This is a genomic window from Nitrobacter sp. Nb-311A, from assembly GCF_000152905.1.
In the GTDB taxonomy this organism is placed as follows: Bacteria; Pseudomonadota; Alphaproteobacteria; order Rhizobiales; family Xanthobacteraceae; genus Nitrobacter.
The window spans coordinates 1-21397 of record NZ_AAMY01000025.1; the positions used below are offsets into that span (position 1 = coordinate 1).

Consider the following 21397-nt stretch of genomic DNA (forward strand, 5'->3'; position numbering starts at 1 on the left):
GCTTGAGGTGATCACGGGCACTGGGCGTCGGCGCCGGTTCTCGGATGATGACAAGGCCCGCATCATCGAAGAGACACTTGTTCCGGGCGCTGTAGTTTCGGAGATTGCGCGCCGTCATGGGTTATCGCCGCAACAGTTGTTCGGCTGGCGCCGTCAAGCACGGCAGCCTGCATCGGCGAGCACCGAGACGTCAGGGCCGCTTTTTGTTCCGGCGCTCGTGGAAGCTACATTGCCGGAGCGCGCGGTTCGCCGCCGCGGTCGCAACCGTGCGCTCGATGAGGATCGTGTTGCTGGAATCATCGAGGTTGAGATTGGCAGCGTGACGGTGCGCGTCGGCCGCGGTGCCGACGCCAGGACGGTCACGGCGGTGATCCGCGCGCTAAAGGCCAGCGCGTGATCGGTCCGACCGGCGCAGTTCGGGTTATGATGGCGACCAAGCCGGTCGACTTCCGGAAGGGTGCCGAGGGTCTCGCGGCTCTGGTGCGAGACGGGATGAAGACCGATCCGTTCTCCGGTGCTGTCTACGTGTTCCGCGCCAAGCGGGCGGACCGTGTGAAGCTGATCTTCTGGGATGGCACTGGTGTCTGCCTGTTTGCCAAGCGGCTCGAAGATGGCGCATTCCGCTGGCCCAATGTACAGGACGGCGTCATGCATTTGACTGCGGCGCAGCTCTCGGCGTTATTGGAAGGTCTCGACTGGCGCCGTGTCCACGTCGCGCGCGAGACGACGGTGCCGACGCAGGCCAGTTGATCTGCGACACAGTGAATCATCTTCATCGGATCGCTCGCGACGCATTGAGGCTCGTGATTTAATTGCTTCCATGACGGCTCTGGCAGACGCGCTTCCCGATGATCCCGGTACGCTGAAGGCGATGCTGCTGGCGGAACGGGCACGCGCCGAACGGTTGGAACAAATCATCAGGGAGTTGCGCCGCCATCGCTTTGGCCGGCGCGCCGAGACGCTGCCGGAAGATCAACTTCTGCTCGGGCTCGAAGAGGTCGAGCAGGCTGCTGCGAGCAGCGAGGCGGCAGGTGAAGCGGTCGCTCCGGCCGAGCGAGCACGTCATGCCGTCAGGCACCGCATGAACCGCGGATCGCTTCCGGCACATCTGCCGCGCATCGAGATGGTGGCCGATATCGAGGACCACAGCTGTCCATGCTGTCGTAACGCGCTGCATCGGATTGGCGAAGACCGGAGCGAGAGACTCGACATGATCCCCGCGCAGCTGCGCGTGCTCGTCGTGCGCCGGCCGAAGTATGCCTGTCGGGCCTGCGAAGAGGTGGTGGTGCAGGCTCCGGCGCCGGCACGGCTGATCGAGGGCGGATTGCCGACCGAAGCGACAGTGGCGCAGGTCCTCGTCTCCAAATACGCCGATCACTTGCCGCTCTACCGCCAATCCCAGATCTACGCCCGGCAGGGCATCATACTCGACCGCTCGACATTGGCCGACTGGGTCGGCCGCGCCGCCTGGTTGCTGCGGCCGGTGCATGAGCGCCTGCTCGCTACTTTGAAGACCTCGACCAAGCTGTTCGCCGACGAGACCACGGCGCCGGTGCTCGATCCCGGCCGCGGGCGGACCAAGATCGGCCAGCTCTGGGCCTACGCACGCGATGATCGCCCTTGGGGCGGGGCCGATCCGCCGGGCGTAGCTTACCTCTATGCGCCCGACCGCAAGGCGGAGCGGCCGATCGCTCATCTCGCCGGCTTCACCGGCATCCTGCAGGTAGACGGCTATGCCGGCTATCGCGCCCTCGCCGAACGCGGCGACGTGCGGCTCGCGTTCTGCTGGGCCCACGTGCGCCGGCGCTTCTACGAGCTTGCCGTCGCCGGTCCGGCGCCGATCGCCAGCGAGGCGCTCAAACGCATTGTCGATCTCTATGCCGTCGAGACCCAATGCCGGGGCCGCTGCGCCGATGAGCGGCGCGCGCTTCGGCAGGAGAAGAGCCGCCCCATTCTGGAAGCCCTCGAACCCTGGCTGCGTGCCAAGCTCGACCTGATCAGCCAGAAGACCAAACTCGCCGAGGCGATCCGCTACGCGCTGTCGCGCTGGGAGGGGCTCACGCGATACCTCAATGACGGCCGCATCGAGATCGATAGCAACATCGTCGAACGCTCAATCCGACCGATTGCGCTCAACCGCAAAAACGCGTTGTTCGCCGGCTCCGACGGCGGCGGCGAGCACTGGGCCGTCATCGCCTCGCTGATCGAGACCTGCAAGCTTTGCAGCATCGAACCGCATAACTATCTGGCCGACGTCATCACCAGGATCGTCAACGGCCATCCCAACAGCCAGATCAACGACCTGCTGCCTTGGGCCTATACCGCTGCGCTGGATACCAGGGAAGTGGCCTGAAAACACCGCTTACCCTCAAACTGTGGAGCATTTGAATTCTTCAAAGACTCGGACAATGCAAAAGCCCGATCCATGCTCTCTTTGTCGGACCTATAGTCGAGTAACAAACTCACGAGATTGTTCACAGCAACGGCAGCGTTCGGTCGAGCCCTCAGGATGGACTCGTACTGCGAAATCGCTGCGTCGTGATCGCCTTTGAGTATCTGCAGGCCGGCATACAGCAGTTGCAAGTTTAAATCGGCCGGCATCTGTTTTAATCCAGCTTGAAGCACGCTTTCGGCGGCGTCATAATTTTTCTGGCGAATGTAGAGATCCGACAGAGCTGCGTAGCCCTCGGGGCTATTCGGCTGCTTTGCTGTTGCATTCTTAAAACTTTGGATCGCATCGACGTCCTTGTTTTGCCCAAGCTGAACCTTCCCCAACAGCACGAGGATTTGCGAATTTTCCGGATATTTCTGACTTATTTCCTGCAGGAGTGAGGCCGCTTTTTCTGGCTTGCCTTGCTTTACATACGCCGAGACCAACGAGACGACAGGTTGGAGAGCAGTCGGCGCTGCCTGGTGAGCGTCTTCAAGCGCTGCAATGCTTTCATCGACTTTGCCTTGTCCCGCCAGTGCTAACGCACGTATTTGATCAGATAGCACACGGCCCTCGCCGAGCTTGCCAACTGCATCTGCGACGGCGGCCGCACCGGTCCAATTTTTTTGAGAAAGTTTGATCTGCGCCAAGGAGGAAAGGAGCTGCAGATTTTGGGGATACCGGCCTGATGCCTCGATGAGAACATGCTCCGCATGAGTGACATCATCGCGACGCTGCAGGAACGCAGCATATCGTAGAGCAACTTGGGGGATCATGTTTGAGAACTTCAGCGCATCGGCATACTGGCGATCCGCTAACTCGTTCTTTCCATCCTTTTCATAGGCTGCCGCTAAGAGCAGTAGAAGTTCAGGCGACTTCGGCTGATCGTTCATTGCTTCGCGAAGATCTGAAATCGCGCTATCGATTCGTCCTTTGTCTATGCTAATCGCAGCTCGAAGTCTTAAGGCTCCCGTGTTCCGTCGGTCGTTTTCGATAACCTCCGCAATCAGCGGCTCCGCATCTGAGATCTTTCCCTTACTCACATAGACTTCAGCGAGCTTGAGCTTAACTTTGAACTTCCGCTCTGGCGTCAAAACAGAACCCGCTAGCTTCTGTAATGATTGGATTGCGTCGGTACTCTTATTTTGGGAGACGTCGAGCTGTGCCAAGGCCATCTCGTAATCGAACACATCACCACCGACCTTTATTAGTTTGTCCAGCTCCGTTCGGGCGGCTTCCGGGCCTTTCGCGAGACTGAGGAAACGCACCAGATCAAGAGCGATCTTGCTATCATGAGGATTGGCGCTCACCCTTGTCCGAAGCTCCTTTTCGGCTTCATCAAACCGCCGCTGCGCGATAAGAAGCTGAATGAGCTGCGATTGGTAAGAAGGCTCCTTTGGATTGAGCGATATTATTCGTCGCAGCAGCTCTTCTGCTTTCGCCAAATCGCCCTTTCGCGCATAGGCCTGCATCCTTAGCAGCGAGATTCGCGTTTCATCCTGGGGAGCGACAGCAAGCGATTCCAAAAGCTTTAACGAACCGTCCGCATCCCCCTCAAATAATTTTTTAGAAGCAAGGAGACTAACCGCGTCAACATTCGTTGGATCAATCTCGAACGCGCGCTGCGCTTCGCGGACCGCACCCGCACTGTCATTGGTTTTCAATAGAATGAGAGCCTTTAAGGCGTGAAGTGCAGCGCTCGGCTTATCTTCCTTGGCAACCTCAATAACCTTCAGCGCCCCGTCAACAGCGCCGCCGCTAACCATAATGCGAGCAAGCTTTAGCCTCGCGTCGAGATCACTTGGATCAAGCTCAACGATACGGCGAAGGTCCAAAAAAATCGAAGTAGCTTTTGTCCGTTCGTCTACGCCAGCGAGAGCTTTCCAAACTTCAACCTTGTCGCTTTTGTATTTTACAGCCTTGAGGAGCTCCTTGCGTGCGCCTAGATCATCGCTCTTTTCTATGAGAACCATAGCGTTCGTATAGTGTTCCTGCGCCTGCTGTTCGGGTGAGCCACACCCTGTCAAACAGACAACTAGAGCAAGTGCGAACAAACCACCAAGTGAGCGTCTCATCTTTGAACCTATCGTCCTCATTCTGTCTCGCGCGTTCGGGAAGCTCTTTCCAGGACAACTGCTTCCTAAAAAAGCAAATATTCAAAGCGGTTCAGTCGGAAGAGTCGTCGCATTCGGGGCGAAGCACCGGCAAAGTGCAAAGACTCTCCGCGGCCATTCAAACGTTTTCGCACCATTAAAAGCAGCCCAATGAAGCGGGCGTCGAGATACTCTGTCTTTGAAAGATCGATAATCATCTGCTTGCCACTAAGTAACGCGACATGAAAATGCTGGATCGCTTTTTCAATATGGCTTGCAACAGCGTCGCCGACCAGATTGATTGTGATGGATTCCTGTGTTTGCTGGATCTCGATCGAGAGTTCATCGACAGGTCGTTTTCGACGCTGGCTGATCATCAATGGCACCGCACTTCCGAGCAACATTTTTAACAACGCCTTTCCATCACTCCAATAACGCCGCCAAAGGTATGGTTCTTCTTTAATCCGCCACAACCATTCAAAACCCGTGCTCCTGATCAACGGCGGCGCTCTTCGGACGGTTCCTGCCTCGAAATTAATGGTGGCGCCGAACTGAGCACGGAGGGGGGCACGCAAGTTTCGGTGGTTGTGTAGCATCCACGCCTGTGCCTTTTCGGCTCCAAAAAACACCGCGATCAAATCCGCGTTGCTTGCATTGATTGTTCCTATAATTGCTGGCGTGCTCATTTCCTCTACGGTGCCAAAGCCCGGGTTCAGCACGCCGACACACTGTAACCCTCCCCCCTCTGCGTTCAATTTTGCGCCCACAGTGGCCGCTAAGCCTTCGGCACCACCAAGCAGAAAAACCTTCAGGGGACGAGCGGTCTTACTTGCCGACTTAAGCCGACCAAAAAGATCACTTCCTGCAATCCTTTCATGGATCGGAATGCCAAGCAGCTTTGCGATCCAAATGAGGGGCATGCCATCGGCAAGGCAAAGACTGCTTGCCAACATAGCCTCGCGAAAATCAGGGTTTCCTTGGCTTTTGACCAGAAAATTGACGTTGGGAGTGGAGATTAGAAAGGGCGAACTTTGATCTGCTGCAAACTCGATTGACTGCAGCAAGGACCGAAAATCTATGGCATCGACCGGAATGCCTAGCAGGCCAAAGACATTGCGTGAAAGATCGTCAGGGACCCTAGAATCTGGATTTGCCTCCGAGGGATGCTGCGAAATGATGTCGACAGCCTGACCTGGCCCCTTGCTATGCGACTTCTCTAACACCATTCGCTCCAACAGGGTCACCGAGAATTAAGTCATTAGGTGTAAGATCCGAATAGGGGTATGACCGAATGACTTGCTCTTTGAAATAGATTTAATATAATTTAATTAATATCGATTCATAAAAATGGACCCCAAGGATACCAAGTTGTGATGGCTGCGGCTGTTATAACGGCTCGGCGGCGGACATGGTAAGCTATTCCGATTGACCAAGGTGCTTTTCGCCATTTGAACTTAAAATGCACCATGACCAAGCATCCGACCGAGTAAGTTCCGAGGTTCCCGATTGGGCCAGGGAAAAGCCTCTCCGTTTCTGGGATCCCGGCCGGAAGTTGCTTTTATCGGTTCGGCGTTACCAGTATTGGCGGGCTCGGGGCGGGGCTTTGGGCTTGCTTCACTGCAAGGTTATCGCTCTTCGTCATCGCTTCTGGAGCGTCATTACAGGCGCAGAAATTCCTCTCACCTGCGCGATCGGGGGCGGGCTATTAATACCTCACCCCAACGGTATTGTTATACATCCCGGCGTGAAAATCGGCGTCAATTGCTTGATTTTCCATCAGGTCACCCTGGGAAGCCGTAAGGGTGGCGGGGTGCCCGAGATTGGCGGGCACGTCGACATAGGAGCCGGCGCTAAACTTCTTGGACCAATAAAGGTTGGTGCGCACGCGCGAATAGGTGCAAACGCGGTCGTAATTGGTGATGTGGAACCTTACGGGGTCGCGAGGGGATATCCTGGAAAGATTCACCACGCTTCGTAATAGCTCAACGTTTCAGCTTACCCTGCTAAATTGCTAATCTACGGGCGAAGCTGTATTCGATCACCCATTGTCGAAACTCATCAACTGATTATTGCGTATTGAAGTCACTCCAACGCTCAGCCTGCCGCGCTTACGAGAAAAAACTTTGCGAACAAATGGAAGCATAGACGGCGAGTCGGACTGGAGTCCGAAGCAACTTGGTGTCGTTGTCATTGGGCGTAACGAAGGACAACGATTGGTTACTTGCCTCCGCTCCGTCTCCGAAACAAAGGCGGTCGTCTATGTCGATTCTAAGTCGATAGACGACTCTGTGAAGACCGCAAGCGATATGGGAGCGGACGTCGTCGAGCTCGATCTTAGCATTCCGTTCACTGCTGCCCGCGCCCGCAATGCTGGGTTTGACCGACTTTTGAAAAAAGAACCCCATGTGCGGTACGTGCAGTTCGTTGACGGTGACTGTGAGCTGATACCGCAGTGGACGACGGACGCTGTCCTATTTCTCGAGAGTCGACCAACCATAGCTGCTGTCTGCGGTCGGTTAAGGGAACGATATCCTGATCGATCGATCTACAATTGGCTCTGCGACAAAGAGTGGGATCGTCCGATCGGCGAAGTCCGCTCCTGCGCCGGTAACGTGATGATGCGCGTGAAGGCATTGAAAGCCGCAGGCGGCTATCGTGAAGATGTTATTGCGGCTGAAGAAGATGAGCTATGTGTGAGGCTTCGTAAGGCGAACTGGAAAATTTGGCGGCTCGCTGACGAAATGGCAATTCATGATGCGGCAATGGTGCACTTCGGGCAATGGTGGCGACGGGCGTGCCGCGCGGGTTATGCTTTTGCCCAGGGCCATTATTTGCATGGAGCTCCACCTGAGCGACACTTTAGGCGCGAGACGTGGCGCGCCCTGATCTGGGGACTTGGACTACCACTCGGGGGCATTGCCGCTACAGCAGTTGCGCCGAGCATTGGATGGACGATCTTGCTGGTCTATCCGCTGCAGCTAGCGCGACTGACGGTCAACAACAGAGGGACTATTTCTACGCGGCTTCGCCTTGCATGCTTTCAACTTCTCGCACGCTTTCCTGAAGCGCTTGGTCTTGCGATGTTCTGGCGCGACCGCTTACTGAATAGGCGTCCTTACATCATCGAACACAAGCAGATTGCAAAGAGCGGCATTCATGACCAACACCTCTGGTGATCGAAAACCCACAGCCGTTCCGTTACGCGTTGGGATCATCGGAACCGGCTACATCGCGGACTTCCATGTCCGTTCTATTCGCGCAGCCGCTGGCACAAAACTCGCCGCTGCCTGTGATTCCAATCTTGGCCGGGCACAAGCCTTTGCAAAATCCTGGGATATCCCGCTCGCCTTCGATTCTCTTGGGAAAATGCTTCAGGATCGCCAGATCGACTGCGTGCATATTCTCACACCACCCGATCTGCATTTTTCTCTAGCCAAACTCGCTCTTGAATCCGGTGTGCACGTCTTTTTGGAAAAGCCTATGTGCACTTCGACGGAAGAGGCCGACGAGCTGATAGGACTAGCCGCTGAACAAGGCGTTTATCTCGGGGTCAGCCATAACTTTCTGTTCTCGACCGCATTCCAGCGATTGCGTGAAGCTATCTCTTCGGAGCGACTTGGGCCGATTGATCACATCACGATCAATCACTTCTATGAACTCGGCCAGGTTCGCTTTGGCCCATTCGACAGTTGGATGCTACGCGATCCCGGAAACGTTATCCTCGAAACCGGGCCTCACCTGGTTTCTGCACTGCTGGATCTTGTTGGTAAGCCAGAGAGCTTCTCGGTAACCGCCGACCGGATGGTGACCTTGCCAAATGGAGCTCAAGTCTATCGGCGCTGGCGCATAAGGACCACCGTGGGTCGCGCCGCAATTGATCTCAATATAAATTTCGCGCCAGGTTTCCCGCAGCGAACAATCTCCGTGCGCGGGCTTTTTGGGTCAGCATTGCTGGATTTCGATGCCGACACCTGTGTCATCGATCAGAGGACTCCGCGAGATATCGATTTCGACCGCTTCAAGCGCAGCCGCCAAATTGCGAGCCAGATGAGGACGCAGGCACTCGTTGTCCTCGCTAAATACGCGCTCGGAAAATTAAAGCTTCTGCGCCGCGGCAATCCTTACCAGAACTCGATACAGGCTAGCACGGCTGCGTTCTATTCAGCCATCGGAACCGCCCAGCCGCTTGATGTTCGCATTGCGGGAGCCACTGGGCGTGACGTCGTCGCTCAATGTGAAAGGATTATCGAGGCGTCGGCCCTCGATAAAGTCGCTTCTTTAGTTGCTTACGCGCCTATTGAACGCCCTGCTCTGGTGACTCAGCCTACCGTCCTCGTTCTCGGCGGCGCCGGTTTCATCGGCAAGGAGTTGATACGCAAGTTGTTGACAGACGGGTATTGCGTTCGTGCGCTGGTTCGCGGCTCTGGACTAGCACTGGAGGAGTTCAGGTCTGACCATCTCGAAATCGTACGTGGTGACATCGGAAACCGGACGGACCTGGAAAGATCCATCTCCGGCATCGAGTTCGTCTATCATCTTGCCCATGCGCAATGTAGAACTTGGGATGAATATCTAACGAGAGACGTCGAGCCGACTCGGCTAGTCGGCGAAGTTTGTCTCGCTGCTGGAATCAAGCGCTTGATCTATACCGGTACAATCGACTCCTATTACGCGGGGAGCAAGGCGGGCACTATCAATGAGACCACACCGCTAGACCCTGGAATTCATCGTCGAAACTATTATGCCCGCGCCAAGGCCGCAGCCGAAGGTATTTTAACCGACATGAATCGTAATCGAGCGCTGCCGCTGGTAATCTTGCGTCCCGGCATCGTGATTGGCCGTGGCGGCAATCCTTTCCATTGGGGAGTCGGACGCTTTTCAGAGAACGTATGCGAGGTGTGGGGAGATGGACGCAACAAGTTACCCTTCGTCCTTGTATCGGACATTGCCGGTGCGCTGGTACTTGCGATCGAGGTACCTGGCATTGAAGGCAAGAGCTACAATCTGGTCGACGAGCCAATTCTGACAGCTCGGGACTACCTGCGCGATTTGCAAGAGCGAGGCGACATGAAGCTGGCCGTACTGTACCAGCCAATTTGGAAATTCTACCTAGCGGACCTCGCAAAGTGGCTTGTTAAGGCATTGACCAAGCATCCAGACCGGATCCGCGTGCCGAGCTATGCCGACTGGGAATCGCGGACACAGAAGGCTTTCTTTGACTGCGCCCGGGCTCGTAGAGAACTCGGTTGGAACCCGACATCTAATCGATCGGGTTTGGTCAATGACGGAATTGGAGAAGCACTTCGGCCCTGGATTGAGGCCACTAGATGAAATTGAATGTGCTGAGGGCAACCAACGACAAGGGCTGGTGTGTTTGTCAGTGCGGCCACGGCTAAGGGGGTTTTTACCAGCTGCTTGGCAAAGACGATCAGCGGCTCACGCCTACGGAGTGGCACGAACTCGCGCCAATTGAATACAACGGCGGCATTTCCTCATCGAACCTCGACTAAGTCATAGGACCAGGTCCGGTCGAAAGCCGGATACGATCCGTCATTCAGCCAGAGCTGGAGACCTCTAAAAACCGCTGGGCAAATTGGCGATTGGCTGATTCATTCGATCATGTCGCAAGCGGAGCGCGGGCATGGTCGATCGGTCGCCGGGTTTCTTCGATTTGGACGATCGGCTGGCGGAACTGTCGGCCAAGGGCGACGATCTGGAGCGCGTAAAGGCGCTCGTCGATTTTGACATGTTTCGCCCCGCGCTCAAGGCGGCCGTGCCGCGCGCGGATCGGTCGAAGGGCGGCAGACCGGCCTTTGATCACGTCCTGATGTTCAAGGTGCTCATTCTTCAGGCGATGCACGCGCTGTCGGACGAGCGCACCGAGTCCCTGATCAAGGATCGACTGTCGTTCATGCGCTTCCTCGGCCTAGAATTGGCTGACAGCGTTCCCGACGCCAATACGATCTGGACGTTCCGCGAGATGCTGAAGAAGGCCGAGGCCATTGACGCCTGGTTCGACGAAGCGCTGCGCTCGGAAGGCTTCCTGGCGATGAGCGGTCAGATCGTCGATGCCACGATCGTGGCAGCGCCCAAGCAGCGTAATACGATCGCGGAGAAGACGGCAATCAAGGAAGGCCAAATTCCGGACGAATGGAAGGATAAGCCCGCTAAGCTTGCCCAGAAGGACCGGGATGCGCGCTGGACGGTCAAATACACGAAGGCCAACCGCGCGAGGACGGCAGCCTGCCGGCGGTCGACCTCGCTATGCCGGCGTTCGGCTACAAGAACCACGTCTCGATCGATCGCGGCTTCGGCCTGATCCGTAAGTGGACAACCACGCACGCCGCCGCCCATGGCGGCGCGCGGCTCGAAGACGTGCTGGATCGGACGAACACAGCCAGCGACGTGTGGGCGGACACGGCCTATCGGTCGGCGAAGAACGAGGCGATGCTGGCGCGGCGCGGGTTCGTGTCGCGCATCGACCGTAAGAAGTCGCTGGGTCGGCCAATGCCGGAGCGCATGCGCATCGCCAATGCTCAGACGTCCAAAGTCCGCAGCGCCGTCGAGCACGTGTTCGCGCATCAGAAGGGTCCGATGAGTCTCATCGTGCGCACGATCGGCATCGAAATGGTCTTGGGGTTGACGTTATAGCGTAAGCGCTGTGGTGGCCCCACCTTTTTCTGACGTTGCTGATCAGCGATGGTGAAGATCTCTGAAGGGGAGATCGGCTTGTGTCTACGCTTGACCATACGCTTAAGCCGCAGGATTATGGCGTGCGCAAGGTCTGGCGGCAGCTCAAGCGTGAAGGCTTCGATGTCGCCCGCTGCACGGTGTCGCGACTGATGCGAGGCCTGGGCCTGCAAGGGGTCATCCCTGGCAAACCTGTCAGGACCACGATCCGCGACAAGGCGGCGCTATGTCCGCTGGATCACGTCAATCGGCAGTTCAAGCCGTCGAGACCAAACGCCCTTTGGCTCTCCGACTTCACCTACGTCGCACTTGGACGGGCTTCATCTATGTCGCCTTCGTCATCGACGCTTATGCCCGCAGGATCGTGGGCTGGCGGGCTTCGCGCACGGCGCACGCCGGCTTCGTGCTCGATGCGCTGGAGCAGGCATTGCGTGATCGACGGCCGGTCCATCGTAGCGGCCTCGTGCACCACAGCGACAGAGGCAGCCAATACGTCTCGATCAAATACACGAACGTCTGGCAGAAGCTGGTATCGAACTTCCGTCGGCAGCGTCGGAGATTCCTATGACAATGCTCTCGCCGAAACCATCAACGGTCTCTACAAGGCCGAGGTGATCCATCGGCGCGGACCATGGCATAGCTTCGAGGCCGTCGAGTTCGCGACCCTGGAATGGGTAGACTGGTTCAACAACCGGCGGCTCCTGGAGCCGATCGGCAACATTCCGGCTACTATTGAACTTCCGCTTGAAACTTCGCACAGCAGTATTCTTCTACAGCCGTAAGAGCCAAGGCCATCATCCTGGTATGGCGCTAAAGCGAGCGACCAAGCTCCTCTCCCGGTCAAACAGCCGGCGCCACGGGCCATCGCCGGACCTTCAAAGCCAGCCGAATCGCTTTCCGGCACCGCGCAGCAATGGTCGAACAGGCAATCTTGCACTAATACTAAAACCGACCACCACAAAGGGACGGGACACGTGTCTGTTGAAGATCATCAAACATTTGTGGCGTTAGCTGCCTTACTTCTTTGGCCGATTGTAGGTCTATGGATTTTTTTGAGTTCCAGATCTGTTCCTCGCAATCTGATTTGGGCAATATTGACTGCTCAGCTCCTTCTGCCGGTCGGCGCGGTCATCAAATTTCGAATGATTCCACCTATCGACAAGGTCAACGTCGCAAGTTTCGTTGCGGTGATTGGCTGCCTCCTCTTTGCACGAGGAAAACCCTTACCGCGATCAAAGGGGTTTGGGTTAGTCGGGCTGTTGCTCATTTCAAACATTGCGAGCCCCATTATAACGTCATGGCTCAACCCGGACAATGTTGTCATCGGCGTTCGCTTTCTGCCGGGTGTTGGCATCTATGATGCCCTATCAGCTTCCGAGGCAGCACTGATAGGGCTGATTCCTTTCATTTTGGGGCGTAGGTATCTTCGATCGATTGAAGATTGCAAGAATATTCTCTTGGCGCTCACTATAGCGGGCCTTTGCTATTCCATCCCTTTGCTGTTTGAGATTCGTTTCAGCCCGCAGCTTCATCTTTGGGTCTACGGCTACGCTCCAAGTGAATTCGTTCAATCTGTGCGCGAGGGTGGCTATCGGCCCATGGTTTTTATGGGTCACGGATTGTTAGCTGCATTATTTATGTCGTCTAGCGTGCTGGCCGCGACTACCCTTTGGCGCAATCGGGTCAATGTTGGCGTAATGCCATCCTCCATTTTGGCCCCGTATCTGGGACTGGTACTTTTTTTATGCAAGAGCATGGGCGCTCTAATTTATGGAGTGGTCGGAGGTTCACTCATCATCTTCACAAAGCCCAAAACACAAGTTCGCATTGCTGTTGTGTTAGTAGCTATCTCGCTGGCGTTTCCTCTGTTACGCTCCTTGAATTTAGTACCAACGACCCAGGTTGTCGAACTTGCGAAGCAGATTAGTGAGGCCCGAGGTGAATCGCTCGAATTTCGGTTCGAAAACGAAAACAAGTTGCTACAACGAGCTTTTGAACGGCCGTGGTTTGGATGGGGACGATTTGGGCGAAGCCGTATTTATGATGCTAATTCTGGCAGAGACACAAGTGTAACCGACGGTCGATGGATAATTGACATAGGACAATTCGGTCTGATTGGCTTTTTTTCCGAATTCGGACTTCTCGCGATATCCGTTTTCCGTGCCGCAGCTTCCTTTCAATACTTATCGTCCCGAAAGGAGCAGCTGATGTTCACAACACTCATTTTGATCGTTGCAATTAGCGTTTTTGATCTATTGCCCAATTCAGGCTTGATACCTTGGACATGGCTGATATCAGGAGCATTGCTAGGTCAATCCGAAGCGCTCGCCTTGCGAAACTCCTCCATGAGTAATTGCTTTCCAGCCAATAAAACGGCCCGCAGATGACCCTTCGCAAGCGGACTGTGCGGGCGGGCATTTGGACCATTGCGTCATACAGTGTCGAACTTTCTACCAGACTGCTTACAAATCTGATCATGACGCGACTCCTCTTCCCGGACGTGTTCGGTATCGTTGCTGCCGCAACTGGGATCATCATCGCCTTCGCGTTATTAAGCGATTTTGGAGTTAAGGCTGTTGTTATCCAGAGCCCTCGAGGTGAAGATATCGGATTTCTTCGATCTGCCTGGACGTTCCAGTGTTCGAGGGGGTTGTTGTTATGGATTATTTTGGCGGCCGGCAGCCTAATTTTCACTCTCTCCGATATGCGTACCTTTCTATCGCCAGCAAGCGTATTCGCAAACCCATCATTTCCGGCGGTTACGGCAGCTCTTGGACTTAGCTTAATTCTAAGCGGCTTCGAATCGACAACGATCCCGTTAAACCTAAGAAAACTGAATTTTCGGCCGCTCGTTATCCTAGATTTGGCTGCACGTATAGTCCCCATTCCGATCATGATCGCGGGTGCTTATGCGTATCCAAACGTCTGGTCGATGGTAGTGGGAAGTTTGACGAGCAGTGCGCTACGCGCAACGCTATCGCATATAATTATCCCTGGACCTCGAATGGCTTTCTCTCGGCACAATAAGCATTTCAAAGAAATCATTGCGTTTGGAAAATGGGTAAACCTATCCTCTTGGGCCACGTTTATTGGATCGCAAAGCGATATTATATTATTAGGAGTTTTATTGCCTAGCCCGTTACTGGGAGTCTATTACATTGCAAAAACTTTGAGCGACGCTATCGAAAACTTTCTCGAACGCCTGAACAGCACGATGACACTTTCCGTGCTTGGCGAAGTGATCAGAAGCAATCCGGATAACCTGAAAGATAGATACTACCGATTTCGAATGCCCATTGAGTTGGTAGCTGCCGGCTCAGCTGGCTTCCTTTTATCCGCCGGGGATCTGATCGTTGAAGTTCTATATGATCATCGCTATTTGGAAGCCGGGATCATGTTACGAATACTTAGCTTCGGATTGCTTCTCTATCCATTTCAACTCATCCGGAGCGCGTTTGCCGCAGTGTCAAAAGCGGACATTGTTGCTTGGGTTTCAATGGTTCAAGCCGTTTCACTGATTATCTGTTTGAGCCTAGGGTATCAGTTTTTCGGCCCATTAGGAGCGATTGCGGGTGTCGCGGGGAGTCGATTCTTTCCCTCCCTATTGATAATTGTATTAGCACATCAGGCAAACTGGATAAGCGTTTTGAAGGAGCTGAGATGGCTTCCTATTTATGCTCTCGGGTACATGCTCGGTGAAGCGGCCACGCGTGTGCTCGAACCTTTCGCCGGCATTAGTCTCAGACAAATCTTTCATTGATCTCCACTAGAGTCGGTGGTCTGCCCCCTGAAAAGTGGTCCTCCCTGACTTAGGCTATTCGCCGTTATGGAGCTGCCCCGTTTTGTGGTCCAGATGTCAGGCAATTTCTCGGGCTGTTTGAGTTTGTCGTGCGAACTCGTTCGGCGTCAAGTTGCCGAGCGAGGTGTGGGGCCGATCATTGTTGTAGTGGCACCTCCATTCCTCGATCCGTTCGATAGCGTCGGCCATCGACAGGAACCATGAGGCATTCAGGCACTCCGCCCGGACGCGACCGTTGAAGGCCTCGCAAAACGCATTGTCCGTTGGCTTTCCGGGTCTCGAGAAGTCGATCTCGACGCCATTGTGATAGGCCCACTGGTCGAGCATCTTGCCGGCGAACTCGGGGCCATAGCACCTACGGAAGGAATGCGGAGAGGCCACCAAGGAGCGTAAGCGGTGTTTTCAGGCCACTTCCCTGGTATCCAGCGCAGCGGTATAGGCCCAAGGCAGCAGGTCGTTGATCTGGCTGTTGGGATGGCCGTTGACGATCCTGGTGATGACGTCGGCCAGATAGTTATGCGGTTCGATGCTGCAAAGCTTGCAGGTCTCGATCAGCGAGGCGATGACGGCCCAGTGCTCGCCGCCGCCGTCGGAGCCGGCGAACAACGCGTTTTTGCGGTTGAGCGCAATCGGTCGGATTGAGCGTTCGACGATGTTGCTATCGATCTCGATGCGGCCGTCATTGAGGTATCGCGTGAGCCCCTCCCAGCGCGACAGCGCGTAGCGGATCGCCTCGGCGAGTTTGGTCTTCTGGCTGATCAGGTCGAGCTTGGCACGCAGCCAGGGTTCGAGGGCTTCCAGAATGGGGCGGCTCTTCTCCTGCCGAAGCGCGCGCCGCTCATCGGCGCAGCGGCCCCGGCATTGGGTCTCGACGGCATAGAGATCGACAATGCGTTTGAGCGCCTCGCTGGCGATCGGCGCCGGACCGGCGACGGCAAGCTCGTAGAAGCGCCGGCGCACGTGGGCCCAGCAGAACGCGAGCCGCACGTCGCCGCGTTCGGCGAGGGCGCGATAGCCGGCATAGCCGTCTACCTGCAGGATGCCGGTGAAGCCGGCGAGATGAGCGATCGGCCGCTCCGCCTTGCGGTCGGGCGCATAGAGGTAAGCTACGCCCGGCGGATCGGCCCCGCCCCAAGGGCGATCATCGCGTGCGTAGGCCCAGAGCTGGCCGATCTTGGTCCGCCCGCGGCCGGGATCGAGCACCGGCGCCGTGGTCTCGTCGGCGAACAGCTTGGTCGAGGTCTTCAAAGTAGCGAGCAGGCGCTCATGCACCGGCCGCAGCAACCAGGCGGCGCGGCCGACCCAGTCGGCCAATGTCGAGCGGTCGAGTATGATGCCCTGCCGGGCGTAGATCTGGGATTGGCGGTAGAGCGGCAAGTGATCGGCGTATTTGGAGACGAGGACCTGCGCCACTGTCGCTTCGGTCGGCAATCCGCCCTCGATCAGCCGTGCCGGCGCCGGAGCCTGCACCACCACCTCTTCGCAGGCCCGACAGGCATACTTCGGCCGGCGCACGACGAGCACGCGCAGCTGCGCGGGGATCATGTCGAGTCTCTCGCTCCGGTCTTCGCCAATCCGATGCAGCGCGTTACGACAGCATGGACAGCTGTGGTCCTCGATATCGGCCACCATCTCGATGCGCGGCAGATGTGCCGGAAGCGATCCGCGGTTCATGCGGTGCCTGACGGCATGACGTGCTCGCTCGGCCGGAGCGACCGCTTCACCTGCCGCCTCGCTGCTCGCAGCAGCCTGCTCGACCTCTTCGAGCCCGAGCAGAAGTTGATCTTCCGGCAGCGTCTCGGCGCGCCGGCCAAAGCGATGGCGGCGCAACTCCCTGATGATTTGTTCCAACCGTTCGGCGCGTGCCCGTTCCGCCAGCAGCATCGCCTTCAGCGTACCGGGATCATCGGGAAGCGCGTCTGCCAGAGCCGTCATGGAAGCAATTAAATCACGAGCCTCAATGCGTCGCGAGCGATCCGATGAAGATGATTCACTGTGTCGCAGATCAACTGGCCTGCGTCGGCACCGTCGTCTCGCGCGCGACGTGGACACGGCGCCAGTCGAGACCTTCCAATAACGCCGAGAGCTGCGCCGCAGTCAAATGCATGACGCCGTCCTGTACATTGGGCCAGCGGAATGCGCCATCTTCGAGCCGCTTGGCAAACAGGCAGACACCAGTGCCATCCCAGAAGATCAGCTTCACACGGTCCGCCCGCTTGGCGCGGAACACGTAGACAGCACCGGAGAACGGATCGGTCTTCATCCCGTCTCGCACCAGAGCCGCGAGACCCTCGGCACCCTTCCGGAAGTCGACCGGCTTGGTCGCCATCATAACCCGAACTGCGCCGGTCGGACCGATCACGCGCTGGCCTTTAGCGCGCGGATCACCGCCGTGACCGTCCTGGCGTCGGCACCGCGGCCGACGCGCACCGTCACGCTGCCAATCTCAACCTCGATGATTCCAGCAACACGATCCTCATCGAGCGCACGGTTGCGACCGCGGCGGCGAACCGCGCGCTCCGGCAATGTAGCTTCCACGAGCGCCGGAACAAAAAGCGGCCCTGACGTCTCGGTGCTCGCCGATGCAGGCTGCCGTGCTTGACGGCGCCAGCCGAACAACTGTTGCGGCGATAACCCATGACGGCGCGCAATCTCCGAAACTACAGCGCCCGGAACAAGTGTCTCTTCGATGATGCGGGCCTTGTCATCATCCGAGAACCGGCGCCGACGCCCAGTGCCCGTGATCACCTCAAGCCGGTGCAAATCCTGCGGCTTAAGCGTATGGTCAAGCGTAGACACAAGCCGATCTCCCCTTCAGAGATCTTCACCATCGCTGATCAGCAACGTCAGAAAAAGGTGGGGCCACCACAGCGCTTACCAAGGAGCGGTGCGCGCAGCCTTTCATTGCAAGCGCGCGCCGGTCGAGGTGGCCATGGCCAGTCAAGGTTTCTCTAGAATGTGAATGTTCACAACCCATTCCGGAGAGACCGACCATGACCAGTACAAATGCTATACTCGCCGATGCGGTGTTGGTAGCCATTGATATTGCCAAGGCTTGCAACGAAGTCCTGATCGAGGCCCCTAGCCATAAACGTCGGCGCCGGCTGTCGGTCCTCAACAGCCGTGCGGAGCATGATCGGCTGATCGAAATGCTGCAGGCGTATGGCCGACCTGTGGTCTGCGCTTTTGAGGCGACTGGGAACTATCACCGGCCGATAGCATGGCGGCTGGCTGAAGCGGGTTTTGAGGTGCAGCTGGTGTCGTCGCTGGCGCTCGCCCGGACCCGGGAGGCCTTGCACAACAGCTGGGACAAGAACGATCCTAAGGATGCGCAGGTGATCCTGCACATGCTGAGGATCCGGGCGACGCAGGTCTACCATGATCCGCTGCGCGTCGGCATCAACGACGTGCAGGAACTGTCGAAGACGCATGAAGCGATCGCCAGGGCCAAGACCGAGATCCAGCACCGCATCCTGACGCATTACCTGCCGCTGTATTTTCCCGAGATCGAACGCTTCCGGGGCAACAGCCGCAGCGATTGGTTCTTCGCCTTCCTCGATGCCTTTCCGACGCCGGCAAACATCACGGCGCTGACAAAGGAGGAGTTCGTCAAAGCAGCCTGGGATGTCGTCGGCCGCAAGGTCAGCAAGACGCAGATTCTCATGGATATTTACCAGACGGCGCGTACATCGATTGGACTGCCGTTGCCGCTCGACGCTCCTGCCATCCGCATGTTCCGGATGGTCATTGCCGAAGCACGCAGCCTGATCCGGCAACGCAATGCGATCGAAGCCCAGGCCGACGAACTGCTTCGGCACAGCCAGGATTATCAGCTCCTGCGGCAAATCCCCGGCATCGGGCCGATCAATGCACTGACGGTCATTGCCGAAGCCGGAGATCTTCGCCGCTTCCACCACCATCGCCAGTTTCTCAAGTTCTGCGGACTGGATCTGTCGACCCAGCGGTCCGGCCAATATCGCGGCCAGACCCGGCTTTCGAAGTTTGGCAATGCCAGGCTGCGCCGCACCCTATGGATTGCCGGGCAGGTTGCCATCCGCCAGCGTGAGAACGGCTTCCGGCACAAGTTCGAACGCTACATCGCTAGAGATCGCGACAATCCCGATCTGCGCCGCAAGGCGATGACCGCTATTACCGCCAAGATGGCGCGCGTCGTGCACGCCGTTGTCAAAAGCGGTTCCGATTACCGGCCCTTCGTCGAGGGGCGGGTGCCAGGTGGAAGAACCTCTGTCAGCTAGGGCCGTGAGGGCATCTGTTCGATGACCCTGTAGATAATGTTCGGGTCTTCCGCCTGGATCAGAAGCTCGTGTTGAGGACGGTGAGGGCCGCCTTCGTGCGGACCCTGTGTTTGCTATGGACGAGACCTTTTCCTTTGCCGGCGGAAGCCGCCTGGTTCGACCTTGCGACTTGACCAGCGTCACGCAGCGAGAGCATGCTGGCGAACGGAGAGACTTTGATCGGCTGCTCCACTTCCTTCCGCTCTTAGGACGTTGTCGCAGCGAATGGTCTTTGGCTTGCCGCGCTCCCTTGCCAGCCGCTCAAGAACCTCGACGACCTGGAAGGCTCTGAAGTTCGTTCTCGGAACGATCGCAAGTGATTCTCGGGTGTGGCAATCGACAACGGTCAAAAGCCGGAACGGGCGGCCGTTGAACAACGCATCCGACATGAAGTCCATCGCCCAGCAGTGGTTCACGGCGGCGATCTTTGGCCGATCGGAACGATAGCGCCAGGCCCGTTTGCGCTTCGGCGTTTTTGTCCTGATCGACAGGCCTTCTTCGCGATACAGCCGGTAAGTGCGTTTGTGGTTCAAGCGATAGCCCTCGCGCAGCAGCAGGACGTGGAGACGCCGATAGCCGTAGCGCACCCGGCTGGCCGCCAGATCCTTCAGCCGAATGCGCAGCTCGGTTTGCGGATCACCGCGCGACTTGTAGCGTTGTGAAGAGCGATGAAAGCCGGTCGCTTTGCAGGCCCGTCGTTCGCCAATATCGTAGACCTTCTGCAGATGGAATACGACCTCACGTCGGACGGCGGGCCTCACCATTTTTTTCGTAGGACGTCCTGCAACATCGCCTTGTCCAGCGTCAGATCCGCCACCACACGCTTCAGCTTCGCGTTCTCGTCCTCAAGCTGCTTCAGCCGCCGGATCTCGCTCACACCCATGCCGGCATAGACTTTCTTCCATCGATAAAATGTCGGCTCCGAGACCCCCATCTTCCGGCAGATCTCCTCAATCGTCGTCCCGCTCTCTGCCTGCCTCAACGCAAAGGCAATCTGTTCCTCCGAAAACCGCTTCCGTTTCATGGCATCCGCCCTCCGTGGGGTTCAGAATGCCCGAAAAAATTGCCTTCAACATGGACCAGCTTCGTGGGTCAGGATCAATCAGTTCGCTGTTCTCAAACCGCTTCTGCCTAATGATCCGCGCGGCAAGCCGCGGGTCGATGATCGGCGCGTCATCAGCGGCATTATCCAGGTTCTGAAGTCCGGTGGGCGCTGGATCGATGCGCCGGAGGTCTATGGTCCGCGCAAAACACTCTACAATCGCTTCGTCCGCTGGGCAGCGAAGGGCGTATGGGTAGACATATTCCACGCACTCGCAACGGCCGGTGGACCTCCTGCGCAGGTCCTGATCGATAGCTCGGCCGTGAAGGCGCATCGATGCGCATCTGGCGGCAAAGGGGGGAACATCAGCAGGCCATCGGCCGATCGCGCGGCGGGCGGACCACGAAGATCCATGCTCTAACCGACGCGGAGTGTCGTCCCGTCGCGTTCTTGCTGACCGGGGGTCAGATAGCCGATTGCACCGCTGGAGCGGTTCTGCTCGAACAGATGCCACGTTCCGCGATCCTGCACGGCGACAAGGGTTACGACAGCGATGCCATCCGCCGACAGGTCGAGGGAAAGGGTGCGATGCCGAACATCCCGCCCAAGGCGAACCGACATTGGAAGAATTGCTTTTCGCCCGTCCTCTATCGAAGCCGCAACGCCATCGAGCGTATGTTCTGTCGCCTGAAGGACTTTCGCCGCATCGCAACCAGATATGATCGTCTCGCAATCAATTTCCTCGCAGCCGTCTGCATCGCTGCGGTGGTCAGTTACTGGTTATGAGTCCGGACCCTAGCGGAGGTGAGTTGTACTGAGCTTTTCTTCGTCGAAATAGTCCGTCCGCGATTGAAGGCCGGGCTGATGAAGCGCAAACGGATCGGATTTTTACAATTCTGCGCGAGCCTGAGGTCGGTACCGATCTGCCGGCATGGTGGGGCATTGACGACGTTAAGCGCTGAGGTCTATTGAAGACGAGATTAGGAAGTTGAAGAATCTGCTAGCCAACCACAACTTTGAAGAATTTGCGCTTCTAGAGCATATTCC

General features: G+C 57.0%; 13 protein-coding genes and 5 pseudogenes. 11 read left to right on the plus strand and 7 right to left on the minus strand.

The features are described 5' to 3' along the window. From NB311A_RS07400 to NB311A_RS07410, 3 genes are all read left to right on the plus strand, one after another. A partial coding sequence (locus NB311A_RS07400) for a transposase (RefSeq protein WP_009797881.1) occupies positions 1 to 397 on the plus strand: 397 nt, incomplete at its 5' end. Then, positions 394 to 750 (plus strand): IS66 family insertion sequence element accessory protein TnpB, encoded by a 357-nt coding sequence (tnpB, locus tag NB311A_RS07405; protein WP_040674336.1) that lies wholly within the window; start codon positions 394 to 396, stop codon positions 748 to 750. The genes NB311A_RS07400 and tnpB (NB311A_RS07405), both read left to right, overlap by 4 nt. A gap of 70 nt (positions 751 to 820) precedes the next feature. Further along, positions 821 to 2353, plus strand: a complete 1533-nt coding sequence (locus NB311A_RS07410) for an IS66-like element ISNisp6 family transposase (RefSeq protein ID WP_009797884.1) — start codon at positions 821 to 823, stop codon at positions 2351 to 2353. On the opposite strand, the gene NB311A_RS07415 is transcribed toward NB311A_RS07410, so the two are convergent. Together NB311A_RS07415 and NB311A_RS07420 are read right to left on the minus strand one after the other, a co-directional pair. After that, the gene (locus NB311A_RS07415; RefSeq protein WP_165475236.1) at positions 2317 to 4506 is read right to left on the minus strand and encodes a tetratricopeptide repeat protein; all 2190 of its coding nucleotides are present in this window, start codon (positions 4504 to 4506) and stop codon (positions 2317 to 2319) included. The genes NB311A_RS07410 and NB311A_RS07415 overlap by 37 nt on opposite strands. Before the next feature lie 65 nt (positions 4507 to 4571). Beyond that, positions 4572 to 5768 (minus strand): WecB/TagA/CpsF family glycosyltransferase, encoded by a 1197-nt coding sequence (locus NB311A_RS07420; RefSeq protein WP_131522888.1) that lies wholly within the window; start codon positions 5766 to 5768, stop codon positions 4572 to 4574. Positions 5769 to 6593: 825 nt separating this feature from the next. Between NB311A_RS07420 and NB311A_RS19640 the strand changes: the two genes are divergently transcribed. From NB311A_RS19640 to NB311A_RS07450, 6 genes and pseudogenes are all read left to right on the plus strand, one after another. Beyond that, on the plus strand, positions 6594 to 7700 hold the full coding sequence (locus tag NB311A_RS19640; RefSeq protein ID WP_245256961.1) for a glycosyltransferase family 2 protein: 1107 nt from the start codon (positions 6594 to 6596) through the stop codon (positions 7698 to 7700). Further along, a complete protein-coding gene (locus tag NB311A_RS19650) occupies positions 7681 to 9855 on the plus strand; it encodes a Gfo/Idh/MocA family oxidoreductase (RefSeq protein ID WP_083780402.1) in 2175 nt (724 codons plus the stop codon). Before NB311A_RS19640 ends, NB311A_RS19650 begins: the two co-directional genes overlap by 20 nt. 310 nt (positions 9856 to 10165) lie before the next feature. Continuing rightward, positions 10166 to 11148 (plus strand): annotated as a pseudogene (locus NB311A_RS07435) (transposase); the annotation flags it as partial. Positions 11149 to 11285: 137 nt separating this feature from the next. Further along, positions 11286 to 11996, plus strand: a pseudogene (locus NB311A_RS07440) (IS3 family transposase); the annotation flags it as partial. Positions 11997 to 12188: 192 nt separating this feature from the next. Continuing rightward, complete coding sequence (locus tag NB311A_RS07445) at positions 12189 to 13601, plus strand: hypothetical protein (RefSeq protein ID WP_131522889.1); 1413 nt, start codon at positions 12189 to 12191, stop codon at positions 13599 to 13601. Continuing rightward, complete coding sequence (locus NB311A_RS07450) at positions 13598 to 14974, plus strand: oligosaccharide flippase family protein (RefSeq protein ID WP_009797896.1); 1377 nt, start codon at positions 13598 to 13600, stop codon at positions 14972 to 14974. Before NB311A_RS07445 ends, NB311A_RS07450 begins: the two co-directional genes overlap by 4 nt. 96 nt (positions 14975 to 15070) lie before the next feature. Here the strand turns inward: NB311A_RS07450 and NB311A_RS07455 are convergent. From NB311A_RS07455 to NB311A_RS07470, 4 genes and pseudogenes are all read right to left on the minus strand, one after another. After that, a pseudogene (locus tag NB311A_RS07455) lies at positions 15071 to 15364 on the minus strand (integrase core domain-containing protein); the annotation flags it as partial. Positions 15365 to 15415: 51 nt separating this feature from the next. Further along, complete coding sequence (locus NB311A_RS07460; protein ID WP_009797884.1) at positions 15416 to 16948, minus strand: IS66-like element ISNisp6 family transposase; 1533 nt, start codon at positions 16946 to 16948, stop codon at positions 15416 to 15418. Between the two features lie 70 nt (positions 16949 to 17018). After that, complete coding sequence (gene tnpB / locus NB311A_RS07465) at positions 17019 to 17375, minus strand: IS66 family insertion sequence element accessory protein TnpB (RefSeq protein ID WP_040674336.1); 357 nt, start codon at positions 17373 to 17375, stop codon at positions 17019 to 17021. Then, positions 17372 to 17812, minus strand: coding sequence for a transposase (locus NB311A_RS07470; protein ID WP_009797898.1), 441 nt, complete (start codon positions 17810 to 17812; stop codon positions 17372 to 17374). The genes tnpB (NB311A_RS07465) and NB311A_RS07470 overlap by 4 nt, the downstream gene beginning before the upstream one ends. 194 nt (positions 17813 to 18006) lie before the next feature. Between NB311A_RS07470 and NB311A_RS07475 the strand changes: the two are divergent. Further along, positions 18007 to 19294, plus strand: a pseudogene (locus tag NB311A_RS07475) (IS110 family transposase). 226 nt (positions 19295 to 19520) lie between these two features. Here the strand turns inward: NB311A_RS07475 and NB311A_RS21070 are convergent. Next, positions 19521 to 20332 (minus strand): annotated as a pseudogene (locus NB311A_RS21070) (IS3 family transposase); the annotation flags it as partial. Between the two features lie 73 nt (positions 20333 to 20405). Here NB311A_RS21070 and NB311A_RS20220 point away from each other — a divergent pair. Then, positions 20406 to 21136 (plus strand): IS5 family transposase gene (locus NB311A_RS20220; protein WP_371256474.1). Its coding sequence is split into 2 segments (ribosomal slippage): positions 20406 to 20705 and positions 20708 to 21136, totalling 729 coding nucleotides; the frame shifts between segments, so codons are not numbered across the junction. Positions 21137 to 21397 lie beyond the last annotated feature (261 nt).

Excerpts from the sequence above, each read along its gene's own strand:
- NB311A_RS07410 (WP_009797884.1), top strand. The coding sequence starts at position 821 with ATGACGGCTCTGGCAGACGCGCTTCCCGATGATCCCGGTACGCTGAAG.
- NB311A_RS07415 (WP_165475236.1), bottom strand. The coding sequence starts at position 4,506 with ATGAGACGCTCACTTGGTGGTTTGTTCGCACTTGCTCTAGTTGTCTGT.
- NB311A_RS19650 (WP_083780402.1), top strand. The coding sequence starts at position 7,681 with ATGACCAACACCTCTGGTGATCGAAAACCCACAGCCGTTCCGTTACGC.
- NB311A_RS07450 (WP_009797896.1), top strand. The coding sequence starts at position 13,598 with ATGACCCTTCGCAAGCGGACTGTGCGGGCGGGCATTTGGACCATTGCG.
- NB311A_RS07460 (WP_009797884.1), bottom strand. The coding sequence starts at position 16,948 with ATGACGGCTCTGGCAGACGCGCTTCCCGATGATCCCGGTACGCTGAAG.